The organism is Pseudomonas sp. L5B5 (assembly GCF_020520285.1).
GTDB lineage: Bacteria > Pseudomonadota > Gammaproteobacteria > Pseudomonadales > Pseudomonadaceae > Aquipseudomonas.
Genome location: NZ_CP084742.1, coordinates 2,082,036 through 2,102,170, shown reverse-complemented (window position 1 = coordinate 2,102,170; position 20,135 = coordinate 2,082,036). Strand labels below are relative to the sequence as shown.

Below are 20,135 nucleotides of genomic sequence, written 5' to 3'. Positions count from 1 at the left end.
AGCCGCTTGGCTCAGCCGCACTGCGTGTGGATCAGCCTTCCACCGAACCGCCGGCCAGGGCGCAGAGCTGGATCGGATCGAGGATGTGCACTTCCTTGCCTTCGGCGGCAATCAGCTCGTTCTGCTGGAAGCGCGTGAAGACCCGGGATACGGTTTCCACTGCCAGGCCCAGGTAGTTGCCGATTTCGTTGCGCGACATGCTGAGGCGGAACTGGTTGGCGGAAAAGCCCCGGGCGCGAAAACGGGCCGACAGGTTTACCAGGAAGGTGGCGATACGTTCATCGGCGGTCTTTTTCGACAGCAGCAGCATCATCTGCTGATCATCGCGGATCTCGCGGCTCATGACTCGCATCAACTGGCGACGCAACTGTGGCAGCTGCAGTGCCAGCTCATCCAGGCGCTCGAAGGGGATTTCGCATACCGAGGTGGTTTCCAGCGCTTGCGCCGAAACCGGATGGCTTTCGGTATCCATGCCGGACAACCCCACCAGCTCGCTTGGAAGGTGGAAGCCGGTGATCTGTTCTTCGCCACTGTCGCTGAGGCTGAAGGTTTTCAGGGCGCCCGAGCGGACGGCATACACCGAGTCGAAGCCATCACCCTGACGGAACAGGAACTCGCCTTTTTTCAATGGGCGGCCACGTTTGACGATTTCGTCCAGCGCGTCCATGTCTTCCAGATTCAGAGAAAGTGGCAGGCAGAGAGGGGCCAGGCTGCAATCCTTGCAATGGGCCTGGTTATGAGCGCGCAGTTTAACTGGCTCGGACATTCTAGAATCCTTGTGGGAAAGCACACATAAGCCGTAAGGGTAACTCACGGGAGGAGGTTCCGGCCAGTCCGTGCCGTATTCACGATCCGTCGTAAAGCAATCCTTTAGTGGGTCGATAGCCTGTTAACAAAAGCAACTTGGAGAGGCGCGGTTATGTCGTCCGTTGGCGGTATTACTAATGGCAGCAACAACTTGCAGCCTTTTTCAGAATCTTCGAAAACCGCCGAGGGCGAAGAACTAAGGGTTTCTCCGTTAGTTGCCGGGTCGGCACAGGGGGAGGGCGTCAAAGTGTCGCTGTCGGGTGCGGGCCTGATGAAATCCTCCAGGGCTACCGGGGATGACAGCGATATCGAGGAAAGTGGTTTGCCCCAGACCATTCAGCAGATCCTCAAGATGATCAGGAAATTGCAACAACAGATTTCAGAGAAGACCGCCGAGTTGCAGGTCATCATGGCCGACAAGCGTTTGAGCCCCGAAGAAACCAGGGTCAAGGTCGGTAGCGTGCAAGCGGCCCTGGCGACCCTCAACGGTGGCTTGTTGTCCACCAATGCCTCCCTGGTCAAGGCGATGCGTCAGGAGAGCCTGACTCCGGAACAGGTGATGAAGGCCGCCGCGCTGCTCATGAAGTCCTAGCAGCCAGGTGAAATCCCTTGAGGCGTCGATCATGTTGCAGCCAGTGAACCGGATGTCGGGCACATGTTGTTAAAAGTCTCAGATTACCCGGGAAAAACGCTGGCGGTTCTGCTGTCCCAGGTACGCGTCGAATACCATGCAGACCGAACGAACCAGCAGGCGTCCGGCCGGTAATACGTTAATGGCTTGGTCACTGAGTTCGATCAGGCCATCGTCCGCCATCTCCTGCAAGTTTGCCCATAGTTCATGAAAATAACCGCGAAAGTCGATATTGAAAGCCTGTTCGATATCTTCGAACTTAAGACTAAAGTTGCATATCAGTTGTTGAATTATTTCGCGGCGCAGACGGTCGTCGGCATTGCATACCAAACCACGACTAGTGGCTAGTTGTGCGCCCGCCAATGCATTTTGATAGTGGGTCAGGTCGCTGCTGTTCTGGCAGTACAGATCGCCGATCTGACTGATGGCCGAAACACCCAGGCCGATCAGGTCACAGTGTCCATGGGTGGTGTATCCCTGGAAGTTGCGTTGCAGGGTCGACTCCTCCTGGGCAATGGCCAGTTCATCGTCTGGCAGGGCGAAGTGATCCATGCCGATGTAGCGGTACCCGGCTGCTGTCAGCTGTTCGATGCTGCGTTGCAGCATCTGCAGTTTTTCCGCGGGTGCCGGCAGTTCGCTGCTGTTGATTCGCCGCTGCGGCATGAAGCGTTCGGGCAGGTGGGCATAGTTGAATACCGAGAGCCGATCCGGTTGCAGGCTGATGACCTCGTCCACGGTCCGGGCGAAGTTTTCCGGGGTCTGCTTGGGCAGGCCGTAGATCAGGTCGATGTTGATGGAGCGAAATTGCAGGGTTCGGGCCGCTTCGATCACTGCCCGGGTTTCCTCCAGGCTCTGCAGGCGGTTGACCGCACGCTGCACCACCGGGTCCAGGTCCTGCAGGCCGACGCTGACCCGGTTGAATCCCAGTTCGCGCAACAGGCCCATGGTCGACCAGTCGGCCTCCCGGGGGTCGATCTCGATGCCGTAGTCGCCGGAGTCATCGTCGAGCAAGTTGAAGTGCTTGCGCAGCAAGGCCATCAGCTGGCGCAGTTCGTCATGATTGAGGAAGGTCGGGGTGCCGCCGCCAAAGTGCAACTGTTCGACCCGCTGGTTGGGGGCCAGGTGGCAGGCGATCAACTGCATCTCCTGCTCCAGGCGCTGGAGGTAGGGCAGGGCGCGGCTGCGATCCTTGGTGATGACCTTGTTGCAGGCACAGTAGTAGCAGATGTTGGCGCAGAACGGGATGTGCACATACAGCGACAATGGACGCTGGGCCTTGCGGCTGTCCCGCAGGGCGTGCAGCAGGTCGAAGGCGCCGACCTGGCTGTTGAATTGCACAGCGGTCGGGTAGGAGGTATAGCGCGGTCCCGCCAGGTCGTAGCGGCGGATCAGATCTGTGTCCCAACGAATGGCGTCGAGCATGCGGGAATTCCCCCGGATAGGCTGGCAATGTTCGCGAGTCTAGGGGGTTGGGGCTGAAGCCATGTTGATTTGTATCAAGGGTGTTTCCAGGCGCCTGGGGTAGCGCCCGCGGGGTTCGTAGCCCCGCCGCGCTCAGTGGCCCATCAGCCAGTGCTGGTGGGGGCCGGGCAGGGTCCAGATACCGAACAGCATCACCAGCAGGCCGCCGGCCAGGCGTACGCTGCGACGACGCAGCAGGGCGGTGACTCGTTCCGCTGCCAGGCCGGTGGCCAGCAGGACCGGCCAGGTGCCAAGGCCGAAGGCCAGCATCAGCAGTGCGCTATCCAGCGCGTTGCCCTGGCTCGCCGACCACAGCAAGGTGCTGTACACCAGTCCGCAGGGCAGCCAGCCCCAGAGCGCGCCCAGTACCAGGGCTCGCGACAGGGTGGACACCGGCAGCAGGCGGCTGGCTGCCGGCTGGATATGCCGCCACAACCCCTTGCCAAGGGCTTCGATGCGGGTCAGGCCGCTCCACCAGCCGGCCAGGTACAGGCCCATGGCGATCAGCAGCAAGCCGGCCAGGGTGCGCATGAACAGGGCCAGGGGACTGTTGGCCACCGCCCAACCCGCCAGGCCCAGCAGCAAGCCGGCCAGGGCATAGCTGAGAATCCGCCCCAGGTTGTAGGCCAACAGCAGGCGCAGGCGCCGCCCACGTTGTTCCTGGGGGATCGCCAGGGTCAGGGCGCCCATCAGGCCGCCGCACATGCCCAGGCAATGGCCACCACCCAGGAGGCCGAGAATCATTGCTGAAACCAGCAGTGGGGCCAACTCAAGCATGGGGTGGTTCCGGCTTGTCGTCCGGGTCGCGCTTGTCCAGCGGCTGGCCCTTGGCGGCATCCACCGCGGCGGTGTGGCTGGGGTCCTGGTCGTCGAACAGGATGCTGTGGGCCGGACCGTCCAGATCATCGTACTGGCCGCTGTCGACGGCCCAGAAGAAGATGTAGATGGCGATGGCCACGATCAGCAGGGCGGCCGGGATCATCACGTAAAGAGCAGGCATCTGGACTCCAGGCCCGGCGGCTCAGGCCGGCATCGGGCGGGTTGCAGGGGTGACAGCGCTGTCGACGACCCGCGGCATGCGGGTCAGGCGCAGGGCGTTGAGCACCACGGTCAGGGAACTGATGGACATGCCGACTGCCGCCCAGACGGGGGTAATCCAGCCCAGGGCGGCGAACGGCAGCATGAGGCCATTGTACAGGCCGGCCCACAGCAGGTTCTCGATGATGACCCGACGGGTCCGGCGAGCCAGGCCGAAGGCCTGTACCAGGGCATCCAGGCGGTTGGACAGCAGTACCGCATCGGCGCTGGTCTTGGCCAGGTCGGTGGCCGAGCCCATGGCGACGCTGATATCGGCGGCGGCCAGCACGGGCACGTCGTTGACCCCGTCACCGAGCATCAGCACTTTGCGGCCTTGCTGATGCAACTGTTGCAGCACCTGCAGTTTGTCGTCCGGGCGCAGGCCACCACGGGCCTCGTCGATCTGTAGTTCGGCGGCGACGCTGGCGACCATTGGCGAACTGTCCCCGGATAACAGCAGGGTGTGCCAGCCGCGGGCCCTGCAGGCTGCCAGCAGCGCGGGGGCATCACTGCGCAGGCGGTCGTCGAGGACCAGCCAGGCGAGGGTGCCTTGACTGTCGCCGAGCAGCAGCCATTGGCCGTGCTCGTCGGGCATCTGCGGAATCGGGCAGCCACTGAGTTCACAGACGAACGCCGGCTGGCCTATGCGCAGGCGCTGCCCCTGGACCAGGCCTTCCAGGCCCAGGCCCGGGCTGCTGGTGACGTCTTCGGCAGCCACTGGCGCGCGACCGAAAGCCCGGGCGATGGGGTGTTCGGAGCGGTTTTCCAGGGCCGCAGCCAGGCTCAGGCAGTCATCGCCGGACAGGCTCCCCAGCGGCCGGATGGCCCGCAAGGCCAGGCGGCCTTCGGTCAGGGTGCCGGTCTTGTCGAAAATCACCGTATCGATCTGATTCAGGCCTTCGAGTACATGGCCACGGGTCAGCAGCAAGCCAAGCTTGTGCAAGGTCCCGGTGGCCGCGGTGAGCGCCGTGGGGGTGGCCAGGGACAGCGCGCAAGGGCAGGTGGCTACCAGCATGGCCAGGACGATCCAGAACGCCCGGGAGGCGTCGAGTTGCCACCACAACAGGCCGATGGCCGCGGCGGCGATCAGTGACAGCAGCAGGAACCACTGTGCGGCGCGGTCGGCGACTTCGGCCAGGCGCGGCTTTTCGGCCTGGGCCCGGTCCAGCAAGCGCACGATGGCCGACAGGCGAGTGTCCTGGCCCAGGGCCTGGACTTGCACGGTCAGGGCACCTTCGACGTTCAGGGTGCCGGCCGTGACGGTGTCGCCCAGGCCCCGGGGCTGTGGCAGGTATTCACCGGTGAGCAGGGATTCGTCGACGCTTGACTGGCCGTCGAGAATCCTGCCGTCTGCTGGCAGCACCGCACCAGGGTGCACCAGTACCCGGTCTCCCAGGCGCAGCTCGCTGAGCAGGATGCGTTCGCTCTGGCCGTTCTCGTCCAGGCGCAGGCACGAGGCTGGCAGCAAGTTGACCAGTTGTGCGGTAGCCGCTGCAGTGCGCTCCCGGGCCCGGCGTTCCAGGTAGCGGCCGGCAAGGAGGAACAGGGCGAACATGCCCACTGCATCGAAATACAGTTCGCCGACCCCGCTGATGGACGTCCAGATGCCTGCCAGGTAGGCCCCGCCGATGGCCAGGGATACCGAGACGTCCATGGTCAGGTGTCGGGTGCGCAGGTCGCGCATGGCGCCCTTGAAGAAGGGAGCGCAACTGTAGAAAACGATGGGGGTGGTGAGAAACAGTGCGACCCAGCGCAGGATGGTGTGCAGCTCCGGGCTCAGGTCGATGTTGAATTCAGGCCAGGTGGCCATGGTTGCCATCATTGCCTGGAACCACAGCAGGCCCGCCACGCCCAGTTGGCGTAAAGCCAGGCGGTTCTCGCTCGCCAGTTGCTCGGAGGCCTTGTCCGGCTGGTAGGGGTGGGCGGCGTAGCCGATGTGCCGCAATTGGGCGAGCAACTGGCTCAGGGGCAGTTCGCTGTCGGCCCAGCTGACGTGCAGGCGATGATTGGACAGGTTGAGCCGGGCTTCGGCCACTGCCGGTAGGCTGCGCAGGTGCTTCTCGATCAACCAGCCACAGGCGGCGCAACTGATGCCTTCCATCAACAGGGTGGCTTGCGCCAGCTCGCCTTCATGACGCACGAAGGGTTGCTGCACATCCGCGCGGTCGTACAGCGCCAGTTCGTCCACCAGTTGCACGGGCAGTGCACCAGGGTTGGCCGAGGCTTCGCTGCGGTGACTGTAGTAGTGCTCCAGGCCACCGGCGACGATGGCTTCAGCCACCGCCTGGCAACCCGGGCAGCAGAACTCCCTGGGCTCGCCGAGCACGACGGCGGTGAACCGGCTGCCGGAGGGAACCGGCAGGGTGCAGTGGTAGCAAGGCAATGGCGTGGTCATTGGCAGTCTTTCGGGTCTGGAAAAAACTCATCGCCGGCCGGTCGACTCTCGCCCGGAGGCAGGGAGACGGCAGGCCGGCGATGGGCGACAGGCGTTGATCAGTTCAGGTCTTCGGCGCCCTGCAGCGGTTCGTCACCCAGCAACAGGTCCTTGTCGTGGCTGACCTGTTCTTCCTCGAACATGCGCCAGGTCTTGTCGCCCTCGACGCCCAGCAGCTCGACGAAGCGCCGGCCCTCGACCTGGTCGTTCACCTGGCCGATGTAGCGACCCTGTTCGGTTTCGCTGCGGGTCAGGGCGATCTTGCGATCCTTCTCAGGCTGGGTCGGCGAGATCAGGTTCAGCTCCAGGGTCCTGGGCTGGCTGTTGCCACTCAGGCGCAGGTCGACTTCGCCGGTCAGCTCGTCAAGGTGCACGCTGGCGCGCATCTTCAGGGTCTGGGCCAGCAGCTCGCGGTCCAGGGAGCGGTTGATGCCTTTGCCGGCCTCGTAGTAGTTGTCGTTGACCAGGTTGTCCGGGTTGTTCACGGCAATAGTCACCATGGACAGGGTCAAGGTCACCGAGCAGGCGAGAATGCCGATGATGATCCAGGGCCAGAGGTGCTTGTACCAGGGGGTTGCGGCGACGGCTGTAGGCATGGTCATTTCTCTTAACGAATTTGTGGGCCGATGAATCGGCTCTTGGCTTCGACCTGGACACTGTCATCGTCGATGTCCTTGAGGATGAACTTCACCTCGTTGGTGGTCGATGGCAGTTGTTCCGGAGCGATCGACAGCTCCGCAGGCAGGCTGACGATGTCGCCAGCCACCACATGGATCTCGCGCTTGCTCTGCAGCTTCAGGTCCGGTAGGCCGGTGGCGTCCAGTACATAGGTATGGTCGCGCTGGTCCTTGTTCATGATCTTCAGGCTGTAGACGTTCTCGATCCGGCCTTCGGCGTTCTCGCGGTACAGCACCCGGTCCTTGCTGACATCGAAGCCTACCAGGGAGCGCATGAAGAACGCGGTAACCAGCAGGCTGATCATGGCCAGCAGTACCAGGGCATAACCGATCAGGCGCGGACGCAGTTTATGGGTTTTCTGTCCCGAGAGGTTGTGCTCGGTGGTGTAGCTGATGAGGCCGCGGGGGTACTCCATCTTGTCCATGATGCTGTCGCAGGCGTCGATGCAGGCGGCACAGCCGATGCACTCGATCTGCAGGCCGTCGCGGATGTCGATCCCGGTAGGGCAGACCTGGACACACATGGTGCAGTCGATGCAGTCGCCCAGGCCCTGGGCCTTGTAGTCGGCGCCTTTCTTGCGCGGGCCACGGCTTTCGCCGCGACGTGGGTCGTAGGACACGATCAGGGTGTCCTTGTCGAACATCACGCTCTGGAAGCGGGCATAGGGGCACATGTAGATGCACACCTGCTCACGCAGCCAGCCGGCGTTGCCATAAGTGGCGAGGGTGAAGAAACCGACCCAGAAATACGACCAGCCATCGGCCTGGCCGGTGAAGAAGTCGATCACCAGTTCGCGGATCGGTGAGAAGTAGCCGACGAAGGTCAGGCCGGTGACGAACCCGATCAGCAGCCACAGGCTGTGCTTGCTGAACTTGCGCAGGAACTTGTTGGCGCTCATGGGCGCCTTGTCCAGCTTGATGCGCTGGTTGCGATCACCCTCGGTGACCTTTTCGCACCACATGAAGATCCAGGTCCAGACGCTCTGCGGGCAGGTATAGCCGCACCAGACACGCCCGGCGTAGACGGTGATGAAGAACAGGCCGAAGGCGGCAATGATCAGCATGCCGGACAGCAGGATGAAGTCCTGGGGCCAGAAGGTGGCGCCGAAGATGAAGAACTTGCGCTCCGGCAGGTTCCACCAGACAGCCTGGTGGCCACCCCAGTTGAGCCAGACGGTGCCGAAGTACAGCAGGAACAGGCCAGCACCGCCCAGCATGCGCAGGTTGCGGAACAGGCCGGTGAAGGCGCGGGTGTAGATTTTTTCTCTGGAGGCGTAGAGGTCGACGCTTTTGCTGGCGTTTTTGGCAGGCGGGGTTACATCGTGTACAGGAATCTGATTGCTCATCATTGCATCCCACGGCAGTGGAAAATTGCCTCGGCCAGTACGTGCCGACCGGGGTCAAAAAGGAGTGTTGCAGTGGCGCAATGATACGCCTGTAGCTCTAGGGCAAGGGTGCGACCTTTGGTCGCGTTGGGGGAATTCAATCGATGGTGTAGTGACTTGAATCAATTGACTTGTGAATTATGGACCGTTTTATGATCCGTGCTGTTCGAATCTTTTCCCGGCCAGAGTGGTCAGGGACGATCAATGGCCTGGACGGGCCTGCTTGAAGCGGCGCCAGGCAACATGGCGCAGTCAGGTCGCCAGATGAAAAACGGCCCCGCCAATGTGCATTGGCGGGGCCGTTCGGGTACTGCCTTCAGGCTGTGCGCTTATTCGGCGTCGGCCTGCTTGTCACCGTGGGACAGGCTATAGACATAAGCCGCCAGCAGGTGGACCTTGTCGTTGCCTTGCAGTTGTTCCTGGGCAGGCATCACGCCCTGGCGACCATGGCGAATGGTCTGTTGCAGTTGGGCAAAGCTCGAACCGTAGATGAACGCTGCCGGGTGGGTCAGGTTAGGCGCGCCCATGGCCGGTGTGCCCTTGCCTTCCGGACCGTGGCAGACCGCGCAGTTGGCGGCGAACAGCTTCTGGCCATTGGCCGTGTCGGCCTTGATGCCTTCCGGTAGCTTGCGGCCATCGAGGTTGGTCAGGACATAGGCGGCAACGTCGCTGACGCCTTGTTCCTTGATCACATCTACCCAGGCGGGCATCACGGCGTGGCGACCGCCCATGATGGTGGCCTTGATGGTTTCCGGTTCGCCGCCCCAGCGCCAGTCGGCGTCGGTCAGGTTGGGGAAACCATAGGCGCCCTTGGCATCGGAGCCGTGGCAGACCGAGCAGTTGGACGCGAACAGGCGACCACCCATCTTCAGGGCTTGCGGGTCCTTGGCTACTTCCTCGATCGGCATCGCCGCGTATTTGGCGAAGATCGGGCCGAACTTGGCGTCGGAACGAGCCATTTCCTTTTCCCACTCGTGCACGCCCGTCCAGCCGGGCTGGCCGTTGGCGAACGCGGTCTGCTTCTCGTTATCGAGATAGTTGTAGCCCGGCAGAACGCCTTTCCAGTTGCCCAGGCCCGGGTACAGCACCAGGTAACCCAGGGCGAAGACGATGGTGCCGACGAACAGCATGAACCACCATTTCGGCAGTGGGTTGTCGTACTCCTCGATCCCGTCGAAGGAGTGGCCGACCGTCTCGTCGGTCTGCTCGGCGCGCTGGCCCTTGCGGGTCGACAGCAGCAGCCAGGTCAGGGCGAAGATGGTACCCAGACTGAGGACTGTGACGTACAGACTCCAGAACGTAGTCATTCTTTGTTACTCCTAGAAGCTTGCTCGACGTGCTTGATGGCTTCGGGATCATCCGCGAATGGCAACAAGGTCGCGTCTTCAAACTCGGACTTGCGCTTGGGGCTGAACACCCAGAGCGCCAGGCCAACGAAGGCCACCATCACCACAAGGGTGCCCAGGCCACGAATCATCCCGATATCCATCTAGATCACCGTTTGCTTTTGATGATGGTGCCCAGGCCTTGCAGATAGGCCACCAGCGCGTCCATTTCGGTCTTGCCCTTCACGGCATCCTTGGCACCGGCGATGTCTTCGTCGGTGTAAGGGACGCCGAGCGTGCGCAAGACTTCCATTTTCTTCGCGGTGTCTTTGCCGTCGAGCTTGTTTTCTACGAGGAACGGGTAAGCCGGCATTTTCGACTCGGGAACAACGTTGCGCGGGTTGTACAAGTGCGCACGCTGCCAGTCATCGGAGTAACGACCCCCCACGCGAGCCAGGTCCGGACCGGTACGTTTGGAACCCCACAGGAATGGGTGGTCCCAGACGCTTTCACCGGCGACCGAGTAGTGGCCATAACGTTCGGTTTCCGCCCGGAACGGACGAATCATCTGCGAGTGGCACTGTACGCAGCCGTTGGCGATGTAGATGTCGCGGCCTTCCAGTTCCAGCGCGGTGCGTGGCTTCATGCCTTCGACCGGCTTGTTGGTGACGTCCTGGAAGAACAGCGGGACGATCTGGGTCAGGCCGCCGACGCTGACGGCGATGACCATGAAGAAGGCCAGCAGGCCAATGTTCTTCTCGACTACTTCGTGCTTCATCAGTGAGCTCCAACTACAGCGATCTGAGCAGCGGCTTCAGCTTCAGCCGGGTTAGAAGCGCGAACGGTACGGAACACGTTGTACGCCATGATCAGCATGCCGCCGGCGAAGAACGCACCGCCCAGGGCGCGGACGATGAAGCCCGGGTGGCTGGCTTGCAGCGCTTCGACGAAGGAGTAGGTCAGGGTGCCGTCGTCGTTGATTGCACGCCACATCAGGCCCTGGGTGATGCCGTTGACCCACATCGAGGCGATGTAGAGCACGGTACCGATGGTAGCCAGCCAGAAGTGGGTGTTGATCAGGCCGATGCTGTGCATCTGCTGACGACCGAAGACTTTCGGGATCAGGTGGTACAGGGCGCCGATGGAGATCATCGCGACCCAGCCCAGAGCGCCGGCGTGTACGTGGCCGATGGTCCAGTCGGTGTAGTGCGAGAGCGAGTTGACGGTCTTGATCGCCATCATCGGGCCTTCGAAGGTCGACATGCCGTAGAACGCCAGGGAAACCACCAGGAAGCGCAGGATCGGGTCGGTGCGCAGCTTATGCCAGGCGCCCGAGAGGGTCATCATGCCGTTGATCATGCCGCCCCAGCTTGGCGCCAGCAGGATGATCGACATGGCCATGCCCAGGGACTGTGCCCAGTCCGGCAGTGCGGTGTAGTGCAGGTGGTGCGGACCGGCCCAGATGTACAGGGTGATCAGTGCCCAGAAGTGCACGATGGACAGGCGATAGGAGTAGATCGGACGCTCGGCCTGCTTGGGTACGAAGTAGTACATCATCCCCAGGAAGCCGGTGGTCAGGAAGAAGCCCACGGCGTTGTGGCCGTACCACCACTGGATCATCGCGTCCGTGGCGCCGGCGTAGGCCGAGTAGGACTTGAAGAAGGTGACCGGCAGGGAGGCGTGGTTGACGATGTGCAGCATCGCGGTCACCACGATGAAGGCACCGTAGAACCAGTTGCCCACGTAGATGTGCTTGGTCTTGCGCTTGGTGATGGTGCCGAAGAACACCAGGCCGTAGGTGACCCACACGATCGCCAGCAGGATAGCCAGGGGCCATTCCAGTTCGGCGTATTCCTTGGTGGTGGTGTAACCCAGTGGCAGGGTCACGATGGCACCGACGATCACCGCTTGCCAGCCCCAGAAGGTGAAGGCCGCGAGGCTGTCGGAAATCAGTCGCGTCTGGCAGGTTCGCTGCACGACATAGTAAGAGGTGGCAAACAATGCACATCCACCGAAGGCGAAGATCACCAGGTTGGTGTGCAGTGGGCGCAGGCGTCCGAACGTCGTCCATGGCAGACCGAAGTTCAACTCCGGCCAGACCAGTTGCGAGGCGATGAAGACACCGAGCCCCATGCCAAGGATCCCCCAGACCACCGTCATGATGGCGAACTGGCGGACTACCTTATAGTTATAAGCAGTCGGACTGATTGCTGTGCTCATTTCTAAGGTTCCACGGTTTGGGTGTTTTATTAGGGATAAAAATCGGTCGCAAGTATGGAGAAAGCAGGGGGTCATTGCAACGCGCCATGACCTGCATCAATGCGTTCCATGCCTGATTCTGCGGCCTTTCCCTATGCCGAGTAGGGACAAAAAATGCCCTCGGACAAACTGTCGCAGTGGACAAAAAAATCGAGGTGCCAGGTCAGTTGTAACCAGGTGTGTGCCAGCCCATGGGGCAGCTGACAAACGGTAGGCGAGTCGATAGCCGGTATAAACCAGCCTTTGCGGCCCATCATCGAATGAAAGCTTCGAGCGTCGCCCATGTCACGGGGCTGTGACCGGCCTTCACCAGTCCACTTCGAGGTAAGCCTAGACCTGATTCGAATGGGTGCAAACGGGGCGGGGGAGAGGGGTGCGACACTTGGTCGCAAAGAAGCAGGGGGGAAGTTTGAAGCGGCAAGCTGCAAGTGAAGACTCGCAGCTTGCCGTTGATCTTTTACTTGTCGCTTGCAGCTTCGGGCTTGTTGCTGCTGTTGTGGGACAGGCTGTACACGTAGGCAGCCAGCAATTGCACCTTGTCGTTGCCGAGCAGTTCGCTCTGCGCAGGCATGTGGCCCTGGCGACCATGGCGGATGGTCTGTTGCAGTTGGGCCAGGCTGGTGCCGTAGATGAAGCCGGCGGGTTGGGTCAGGTCTGGAGCCCCCATGATCGCAGTGCCCTTGCCAGTAGCGCCGTGGCAGGCCACGCAGGTGGTGCTGAAGGCTTGCTGCCCGGCTACCAGGTCGGCGTCGCTGTCGGCTGGCAGCGGCAGGCCGGCCAGTTCATGACGCACATAGGCGGCTACGTTCTTCACCCCGTCTTCCTTGAGCACTTCACCCCAGGCCGGCATGGCAGCCATGCGGCCGCCCATGATGGTGGCCTTGATGGTGTCGGCATCGCCACCCCAGCGCCAACTGTCGTCGGCCAGGTTCGGGAAGCCGAAGGCGCCCTTGGCGTCGGAGCCGTGGCAGACCGAGCAGTTGGAGGCGAACAGGCGACCGCCCATTTTCAGGGCTTGCGGGTCCTTGGCGACTTCTTCCACGGGCATGGCAGCAAATTTGGCGAAGATCGGACCAAATTTCACATCCGCCTTGGCCATTTCCTTTTCCCATTCCTTGGTTTGGGTCCAGCCGTCTTCATAGCCCGGCAGGATGCCTTTCCAGTTGCCCAGACCCGGGTAGAGGATCAGGTAACCGACGGAAAACACCAGGGTGCCGGCGAACAGCAGGAACCACCATTGCGGCAGGGGGTTGTCGTATTCCTCGATGCCATCGAACGCGTGACCCATGGTCTGGTCCACGCTGCCCTTGGTTTCGCCCCGGCGGGTGCCCACCAGCAGCCAGGTCAGGCCGATCAGGCTGCCGATGGTCAGTACGCAGATCCACGTACTCCAGAAGGTGGTCATGGCCGAATGCTCCTTGTTGCAGGCTCTTGAGGTTGAGCGTCATCAGATGAAGTGCTCGCCGCCGGATCGTCGGCGAAGGGCAGCAGGCGTGCCTGGGCAAACTCGGGATTGCGTTTGGCGTTGAACACCCAGATCGACAAGCCGACGAAGGCGATCATCACTACCAGGGTCCCGAGCCCGCGGATCATGCCGCTATCGAGTGCAAAACCCATGGCTCACCTCTTGCTCTTGATCGAAGTGCCAAGCACTTGCAGGTAGGCCACCAGGGCGTCGATTTCAGTCTTGCCCTTGAGCGAGGCGGTCGCGCCGGCGATGTCTTCGTCGGTGTACGGCACGCCAAGGGTGCGCATGACCTTGAGCTTGGTTTCGGTATGGCTGCTGTCCACCGGGGCGGTCACCAGCCATGGGTAGGCCGGCATCTTCGACTCGGGCACGACGTTGCGCGGGTTGTACAGGTGCGCACGGTGCCAGTCGTCGGAGTAGCGGCCGCCAACGCGGGCTAGGTCCGGGCCGGTCCGCTTGGAGCCCCACAGGAACGGATGGTCCCAGACGCTTTCACCGGCAACCGAGTAGTGGCCGTAACGTTCGGTTTCGGCGCGGAACGGACGGATCATTTGCGAGTGGCACTGTACGCAGCCTTCGCGGATGTAGATGTCGCGACCTTCCAGTTGCAGCGCGGTATAGGGCTTCATGCCTTCGACCGGCTTGTTGGTGACGTCCTGGAAGAACAGCGGGACGATCTGGGTCAGGCCGCCGATGCTCACCGCGAAGACCATCAGCAGCATGAGCAGGCCGACGTTTTTTTCAATCGTTTCGTGTTTCATGGCGGACTCCTCAGGCCATCTGCGCAGCGGCGTTGACTTCGGCTGGCGCCGCGGCACGCACGGTGCGCCAGGTGTTGTAAGCCATCAGGAACATGCCGCTGAGGAAGATCGCACCACCCACCAGTCGCACGATGAAGCCTGGATGGCTGGCCACCAGGGTTTCGACGAAGGAGTAAGTGAGGGTGCCGTCCTCGTTGACCGCACGCCACATCAGGCCCTGGGCGATGCCGTTGACCCACATCGAGGCGATGTAGAGCACGGTGCCGATGGTGGCCAGCCAGAAGTGGGTATTGATCAGGCCGAGGCTGTACATCTGCTCGCGGCCGAAGACTTTCGGGATCAGGTGGTACAGCGAGCCGATGGAGATCATCGCTACCCAGCCCAGGGCGCCGGCGTGTACGTGGCCGATGGTCCAGTCGGTGTAGTGGGAGAGGGCGTTGACGGTCTTGATCGCCATCATCGGACCTTCGAAGGTCGACATGCCGTAGAACGCCAGGGAGACCACCAGGAACCGCAGGATCGGGTCGCTGCGCAGCTTATGCCAGGCGCCCGAGAGGGTCATCATGCCGTTGATCATGCCGCCCCAGCTCGGAGCCAGGAGGATCAGCGACATGATCATGCCCAGCGACTGCGCCCAGTCCGGCAGCGCGGTGTAGTGCAGGTGGTGCGGGCCGGCCCAGATGTACAGGGTGATCAGTGCCCAGAAGTGCACGATGGACAGGCGATACGAGTACACCGGACGCTCGGCCTGCTTGGGCACGAAGTAGTACATCATCCCCAGGAAGCCCGCGGTCAGAAAGAAGCCCACGGCGTTGTGGCCGTACCACCATTGCACCATGGCATCGGTCGCACCGGCATACAGCGAGTAGGACTTGGTCAGGCTGACGGGCAGTTCCAGGTTGTTGACGATATGCAGGATGGCCACGGTGATGATGAAGCCGCCGAAGAACCAGTTACCCACATAGATATGCTTGGTGTTGCGCTTGACCAGGGTGCCGAAGAACACGATGGCGTAGGCGACCCAGACAATGGTGATCAGGATATCGATCGGCCATTCCAGCTCGGCGTACTCCTTGGAGCTGGTGTAGCCCAGTGGCAGGCTGATGGCCGCCAGCAGGATCACCAGTTGCCAGCCCCAGAAGCAGAACGCGGCGATCTTCGGCGCGAACAGCGTGGTCTGGCAGGTGCGCTGCACCGAATAGAACGATGTGGCAAACAGTGCGCAGCCACCGAAGGCGAAAATCACCGCGTTGGTGTGCAATGGCCGCAGGCGGCCGAAGCTGGTCCACGGTAGATCGAAGTTGAGTTCGGGCCAGACCAACTGGGCAGCGAGAAAAACCCCGAGCCCCATGCCGACGATGCCCCACACCACCGTCATAATGGCGAATTGGCGGACCACCTTGTAGTTGTAGGCGGTACTGATAGAAGTGTTCATGGTTCCCCATCCACGGTTCAGCTGAAGTGAAAGCGACTGCGCGCAGCACGGCGCGCCCACTTCGTCTGGAGTTATAGGCAGACTAAAAGCGAGGCAAGCATGAGCAATGAGCACAAGGCCAGTATTGACGGGGATCAATGGGCGCAGTGCGTGCGGGAACGGGGCTGGTTGTGGGATGTCGCGTCGGTGGCCGACCCATGCCGGTCACCGACGCTGATCCTGGCTCACGGCGCTGGAGCGCCGATGGACAGCGGGTTCATGAACGAGATCGCTGCACGCCTTGCCCGGCATGGTGTGAACGTCCTGCGTTTTGAATTCCCCTATATGGCGCAGCGGCGCCTGGATGGCGGCAAGCGCCCCCCCAATCCGGCGCCCAGGCTCCAGGAGTGCTGGCGGGAGGTGTATGCCCAGGTGCGACCTTATGTCACCGGGGCGCTGGCGGTGGGCGGCAAGTCCATGGGCGGGCGCATGGCCAGTCTGCTGGTCGACGAACTGCAGGCTGAGGCCCTGGTTTGCCTGGGGTATCCCTTCTATGCGGCTGGCAAGCCTGAAAAACCCCGGGTGGCGCACCTGGCCGAGCTGACCACGCCAACGCTGATCGTGCAGGGCGAGCGCGATGCCCTGGGCAATCGTCCGGCGGTAGAGGCCTATGACCTGGCACCTGTGATCGAGCTGGAATGGCTGGTGGCGGCCGATCACGATCTCAAGCCCCTGAAGGCCTCGGGGGTCAGTCACGAGCAACACCTGGAGTCCGCTGCCGCCAGGGTCGCCGGGTTCCTGCGGGCGGTAGGTTGAGCGCCTGGTGTGGCCAGGCATAAAAAAACCGGAAGCACCTGCTTCCGGTTTTTTTAATGCCCCTTGCTGGGTTAGCGGTTGAACCGCTCTACCAGCGAGTACTGGGTATGGGCGGTGAGGGTCAGGGCCTCGCTGAGTTCGGCCGAGTGCTGGGCCTGCTCCGAGGTCTGGTCCGCCAGTTGGGCGATGGTGCTGATGTTGCGGCTGATTTCCTCGGCCACCGAGCTCTGCTCTTCGGTGGCGGCGGCGATCTGGGTGGTCATGTCGGTGATGTTGGCCACCGCTTCGCTGATGCCCACCAGCGCCTGGTCGGCTTCCAGAACCCGGGCCACACCCTCTTCAGCCTGGCGATGACCAGCGTCCATGGTCTGCACGGCGGTTGCGGCGGTTTGCTGCAACTTGGCGATCAGGGTGTGGATCTGCCCGGTGGATTCGCTGGTGCGCTGTGCCAGCTGGCGCACTTCATCGGCCACCACGGCGAAGCCGCGACCCATCTCGCCGGCGCGGGCTGCCTCGATGGCGGCGTTTAGCGCCAGCAGGTTGGTCTGGTCGGCGATGCCCTTGATCACATCCACTACGCCGCCGATTTCGTCGCTGTCCTTGGCCAACTGGGTCACGGTCTGGCCGGTCTCGCCCACCACCACCGACAGGCGCTGGATGGCTTCACGGGTTTCCCCGGCGATGTTGCGCCCGCGGCCGGTCAGGCGGTTGGCTTCCTGGGTGGCGTCGGCGGTGCGCTGCACATGGCTGGCCACTTCCTGGGTGGTGGCGGCCATCTGGTTGACCGCAGTGGCCACCTGTTCGGTCTCCAGGCGCTGGCGCTCCAGGCCGCTGGAGCTGTTGTGGGCCAGTGTGTCGGATTGCCGTGCCTGTTCGTTGAGGTGCTCGGCGGTGTCCTGCAGGCGTGTAAGGCAGGTCTTCAAGCGTGCCTCCTGGCTGAGGATCGACATCTCCAGGCGAGCCTGGGCACCCCGGCTGTCGGTGTACATCTGGGCGATCAACGGGTCCGAGGTGGTCTGCTCGGCCAGGCGCAACAGACGCTTGAGGCCCCGCTGCTGCCAGGTCAGGCCCAGCAGGCCCAGCGGCACCGAAAGGCCGGCGGCGAGAACGAAGCCCCAATGGGAGTTGAGCCACGCACCGATCATGAAACTCAGTTGGCTGACGAGGATGAACGGCAGCCAGTCCTGCAGCACCGGCAGCCACTTGTCGCGTTTGGGAATGGCCGACTTGCCCTGGTTGATGCGCTGGTAGAGGGCTTCGGCGCGGCGCACCTGTTCGGCAGTGGGCTTGACCCGTACCGACTCATAACCCACCACCTTGCTGCCTTCGAATACCGGGGTCACGTAGGCGTTGACCCAGTAATGGTCGCCGCTCTTGCAGCGGTTCTTGACGATGCCCATCCATGGCAAGCCTTGTTTCAACGTGGTCCACATGTGCGCGAATACCGCTGGTGGCACATCCGGGTGGCGCACCAGGTTGTGCGGTGCGCGAACCAGTTCTTCGCGGGAGAACCCACTGATTTCGACGAAGGCGTCGTTGCAGTAGGTGATGACGCCCTTGGCATCGGTTGTGGAAATCAACCGTTGTTGAGCCGGGAAGGTACGTTCGCGCTGAGTGACAGGCTGGTTGTTACGCATGTTTTTTCAATCCGCAAGGCTTTGGTAGGTTGTCGGCAGGTTTTCGGAATAGTTGAAGGAAATTTCTCTAAATGTCCGGCGACAGTGTGCAAGCCTTTTATGCATCGTAATATCCCGGTCCGCGCGAAATGCGAGCGAAAAGTCATAAAGAACCATCGCACGATTTGTAAAGCTGTGTGTCTGAATTCACAAGAAGTGAACCGTTGTGAATGGCAGGCTAGTTTTACCTATCTGAATGCGGGTAGCTGCGCGGCTATAGACCCGGCTTTTCCTAGACAAAAATTAACATCCAGTGAAGAATGTACCCTTATTTCTGTAAGAAAAGTGACTTACTTTTATACATGTCCAGCATTTTTTCGGTGTGGTTTGTCTAGGGCCAGGAAGGCTCTATGTCGGGGCCTGCGAGTCGGCGTCATTCGTGTTGGTGAGCTTTTGGCCTGATAAATAAAGGAGTACAGCGTGACACTCGTTCCAGTCATTATTTGTGGCGGTTCTGGCAGCCGCCTATGGCCTGTTTCACGTACTGCTCATCCCAAGCCGTTTATCGAATTGCCCGATGGTGGCAATTTGATTCGAAAAACATACAGTCGTGCCTTGGCGTTAAATGACGTAACTGAAGTATTGACGATCACAAATCGTGATCTCTATTTCAAAACCCTGGATGAATACGGCGCCACGGCTCCGAATTTCACCAACCTGGGTTTTGTCCTCGAGCCTTTCGGCCGCAACACCGCTGCCGCCGTTGCATTGGCGGCGCAGGAAGTGGCCCGAACTCACGGTCCTGATGCGATTATGCTGGTGCTACCGGCGGACCACCTGATCGACAATCAGGCGGCGTTCACTGCCGCAGTCGAGTCCGCATCTCAGCTGGCCCGGGACGGCTGGTTGGTGACGTTTGGTGTGAAGCCCGAATACCCGGAAACGGGCTACGGCTACATTCAAAAAGATACCGGCGTGTCATTAGGCAAGGGCTTCAAGGTCAAGCGATTCGTCGAAAAACCAGATTTGGATACCGCGAAAGACTACTTGGTGTCCGGTGAGTATTACTGGAACTCCGGGATGTTCTGTTTCCGGGCGGGCACGCTTATTGAAGAAATGGCGCTCTGTGCACCGGACGTCGCCAGTGCCATAGATCTGTGCCTCGCTGGCTCCGGTGTGATGCAAGGCAACAGCCATCGCAGTCTGCATCTGGAGCCGGAAAGTTTTGCCAAAGTCCCGGACATTTCCATCGATTTCGCACTGATGGAACGCTCCAGCAAAGTGGCGACCATACCTTGCGATATTGGCTGGAGTGACATTGGCTCCTGGAATGCCATGAGTGAACTCTCGCCAGCGGACGAGCAAGGCAACCGTATCGAAGGCGAAGCCATCCTTCATGCCTCCACCAACAACTACGTGCGCAGCCAGCGTCGCCTGGCCGCGTTGGTCGGGGTTGAAAACCTGATCATTGTCGATACGCCGGATGCTTTGCTGGTCGCTCACAAGGACCATGCGCAAGACATCAAGGTGATCACTGCGCAGTTGAAGAAAAACGGCCATTGCTCCCACCTTGATCACACCACCGTGCAGCGTCCGTGGGGGGCTTACACCACCCTGGAAGAGGGGACGCGCTTCAAGATCAAGCGCATTGTGGTCAAGCCTCAAGGTTCGTTGTCGCTGCAGATGCATCACCATCGCAGCGAGCACTGGATTGTGGTCAGTGGGATGGCGCGCGTGGTGAATAATGACCGTGAGTTCTTGCTGAATACCAACGAGTCGACGTTTATTCCTGCAGGGCATACCCACCGCTTGGAAAATCCCGGTGTGATCGACTTGGTGTTGATCGAAGTACAAAGCGGTGACTACTTGGGTGAAAACGACATTGTTCGTTTTGAAGATATCTATGGCAGGGTCGCTAACTGAGACTTGTCTCAAAACTGATCGATGGTCCGCTTCTTGCGCTTCGGTTCCTTGTGCAAGAAGGGATTGAGCGTGACAGTAGGT

At 61.3% G+C, this 20,135-nt stretch carries 19 protein-coding genes; 3 read left to right on the top strand and 16 right to left on the bottom strand.

The genetic code is table 11. The features are described 5' to 3' along the window. Positions 1–31 precede the first annotated feature (31 nt). Entirely contained in the window at positions 32–766 is a 735-nt protein-coding gene (fnrA, locus tag LGQ10_RS09430; protein WP_011060230.1) for a Crp/Fnr family transcriptional regulator FnrA, read from the bottom strand. A 312-nt stretch (positions 767–1,078) separates the two neighbouring features. Between fnrA and LGQ10_RS09425 the strand changes: the two genes are divergently transcribed. Further along, entirely contained in the window at positions 1,079–1,399 is a 321-nt protein-coding gene (locus LGQ10_RS09425) for a hypothetical protein (protein ID WP_226525393.1), read from the top strand. Positions 1,400–1,477: 78 nt separating this feature from the next. On the opposite strand, the gene hemN is transcribed toward LGQ10_RS09425, so the two are convergent. From hemN to ccoN (LGQ10_RS09355), 14 genes are all read right to left on the bottom strand, one after another. Further along, positions 1,478–2,860: an oxygen-independent coproporphyrinogen III oxidase gene (gene hemN / locus LGQ10_RS09420; protein WP_058437179.1), complete on the bottom strand. Its 1,383-nt coding sequence runs from the start codon at positions 2,858–2,860 to the stop codon at positions 1,478–1,480. 132 nt (positions 2,861–2,992) lie between these two features. Continuing rightward, positions 2,993–3,676 (bottom strand): sulfite exporter TauE/SafE family protein, encoded by a 684-nt coding sequence (locus LGQ10_RS09415; RefSeq protein WP_226525392.1) that lies wholly within the window; start codon positions 3,674–3,676, stop codon positions 2,993–2,995. Beyond that, positions 3,669–3,899: a cbb3-type cytochrome oxidase assembly protein CcoS gene (gene ccoS, locus LGQ10_RS09410; protein WP_058437342.1), complete on the bottom strand. Its 231-nt coding sequence runs from the start codon at positions 3,897–3,899 to the stop codon at positions 3,669–3,671. The genes LGQ10_RS09415 and ccoS overlap by 8 nt, the downstream gene beginning before the upstream one ends. 21 nt (positions 3,900–3,920) lie before the next feature. Further along, positions 3,921–6,371: a heavy metal translocating P-type ATPase gene (locus LGQ10_RS09405; protein WP_226525391.1), complete on the bottom strand. Its 2,451-nt coding sequence runs from the start codon at positions 6,369–6,371 to the stop codon at positions 3,921–3,923. Positions 6,372–6,469: 98 nt separating this feature from the next. Then, complete coding sequence (locus LGQ10_RS09400; RefSeq protein WP_226525390.1) at positions 6,470–7,006, bottom strand: FixH family protein; 537 nt, start codon at positions 7,004–7,006, stop codon at positions 6,470–6,472. An 11-nt stretch (positions 7,007–7,017) separates the two neighbouring features. Further along, on the bottom strand, positions 7,018–8,433 hold the full coding sequence (gene ccoG, locus LGQ10_RS09395) for a cytochrome c oxidase accessory protein CcoG (RefSeq protein ID WP_226525389.1): 1,416 nt from the start codon (positions 8,431–8,433) through the stop codon (positions 7,018–7,020). 368 nt (positions 8,434–8,801) lie between these two features. Continuing rightward, complete coding sequence (ccoP, locus tag LGQ10_RS09390) at positions 8,802–9,779, bottom strand: cytochrome-c oxidase, cbb3-type subunit III (protein WP_226525388.1); 978 nt, start codon at positions 9,777–9,779, stop codon at positions 8,802–8,804. Beyond that, positions 9,776–9,961 carry a CcoQ/FixQ family Cbb3-type cytochrome c oxidase assembly chaperone gene (locus LGQ10_RS09385; protein ID WP_058436814.1) on the bottom strand — a complete coding sequence of 62 codons (186 nt, stop codon included), beginning with the start codon at positions 9,959–9,961 and terminating at the stop codon, positions 9,776–9,778. The genes ccoP (LGQ10_RS09390) and LGQ10_RS09385 overlap by 4 nt, the downstream gene beginning before the upstream one ends. A 5-nt stretch (positions 9,962–9,966) precedes the next feature. Next, positions 9,967–10,575, bottom strand: a complete 609-nt coding sequence (gene ccoO / locus LGQ10_RS09380) for a cytochrome-c oxidase, cbb3-type subunit II (RefSeq protein ID WP_058436813.1) — start codon at positions 10,573–10,575, stop codon at positions 9,967–9,969. Beyond that, positions 10,575–12,017, bottom strand: coding sequence for a cytochrome-c oxidase, cbb3-type subunit I (gene ccoN / locus LGQ10_RS09375; RefSeq protein ID WP_226525387.1), 1,443 nt, complete (start codon positions 12,015–12,017; stop codon positions 10,575–10,577). Before ccoN (LGQ10_RS09375) ends, ccoO (LGQ10_RS09380) begins: the two co-directional genes overlap by 1 nt. A 496-nt stretch (positions 12,018–12,513) precedes the next feature. Beyond that, positions 12,514–13,461 (bottom strand): cytochrome-c oxidase, cbb3-type subunit III, encoded by a 948-nt coding sequence (gene ccoP, locus LGQ10_RS09370; RefSeq protein ID WP_058438459.1) that lies wholly within the window; start codon positions 13,459–13,461, stop codon positions 12,514–12,516. Then, the gene (locus LGQ10_RS09365; RefSeq protein WP_058438462.1) at positions 13,458–13,673 is read right to left on the bottom strand and encodes a cbb3-type cytochrome oxidase subunit 3; all 216 of its coding nucleotides are present in this window, start codon (positions 13,671–13,673) and stop codon (positions 13,458–13,460) included. Before LGQ10_RS09365 ends, ccoP (LGQ10_RS09370) begins: the two co-directional genes overlap by 4 nt. Positions 13,674–13,676: 3 nt before the next feature. Beyond that, complete coding sequence (gene ccoO / locus LGQ10_RS09360; RefSeq protein ID WP_226525386.1) at positions 13,677–14,285, bottom strand: cytochrome-c oxidase, cbb3-type subunit II; 609 nt, start codon at positions 14,283–14,285, stop codon at positions 13,677–13,679. Between the two features lie 10 nt (positions 14,286–14,295). Continuing rightward, a complete protein-coding gene (ccoN, locus tag LGQ10_RS09355; protein WP_226525385.1) occupies positions 14,296–15,720 on the bottom strand; it encodes a cytochrome-c oxidase, cbb3-type subunit I in 1,425 nt (474 codons plus the stop codon). A gap of 99 nt (positions 15,721–15,819) precedes the next feature. Between ccoN (LGQ10_RS09355) and LGQ10_RS09350 the strand changes: the two genes are divergently transcribed. Further along, complete coding sequence (locus LGQ10_RS09350) at positions 15,820–16,515, top strand: alpha/beta family hydrolase (protein ID WP_226525384.1); 696 nt, start codon at positions 15,820–15,822, stop codon at positions 16,513–16,515. 71 nt (positions 16,516–16,586) lie between these two features. Here the strand turns inward: LGQ10_RS09350 and LGQ10_RS09345 are convergent, their stop codons facing one another. Beyond that, positions 16,587–18,152 (bottom strand): methyl-accepting chemotaxis protein, encoded by a 1,566-nt coding sequence (locus LGQ10_RS09345; protein WP_058436568.1) that lies wholly within the window; start codon positions 18,150–18,152, stop codon positions 16,587–16,589. A 459-nt stretch (positions 18,153–18,611) separates the two neighbouring features. Between LGQ10_RS09345 and LGQ10_RS09340 the strand changes: the two genes are divergently transcribed. Beyond that, complete coding sequence (locus LGQ10_RS09340) at positions 18,612–20,054, top strand: mannose-1-phosphate guanylyltransferase/mannose-6-phosphate isomerase (protein ID WP_226525383.1); 1,443 nt, start codon at positions 18,612–18,614, stop codon at positions 20,052–20,054. Positions 20,055–20,135: the final 81 nt, after the last annotated feature.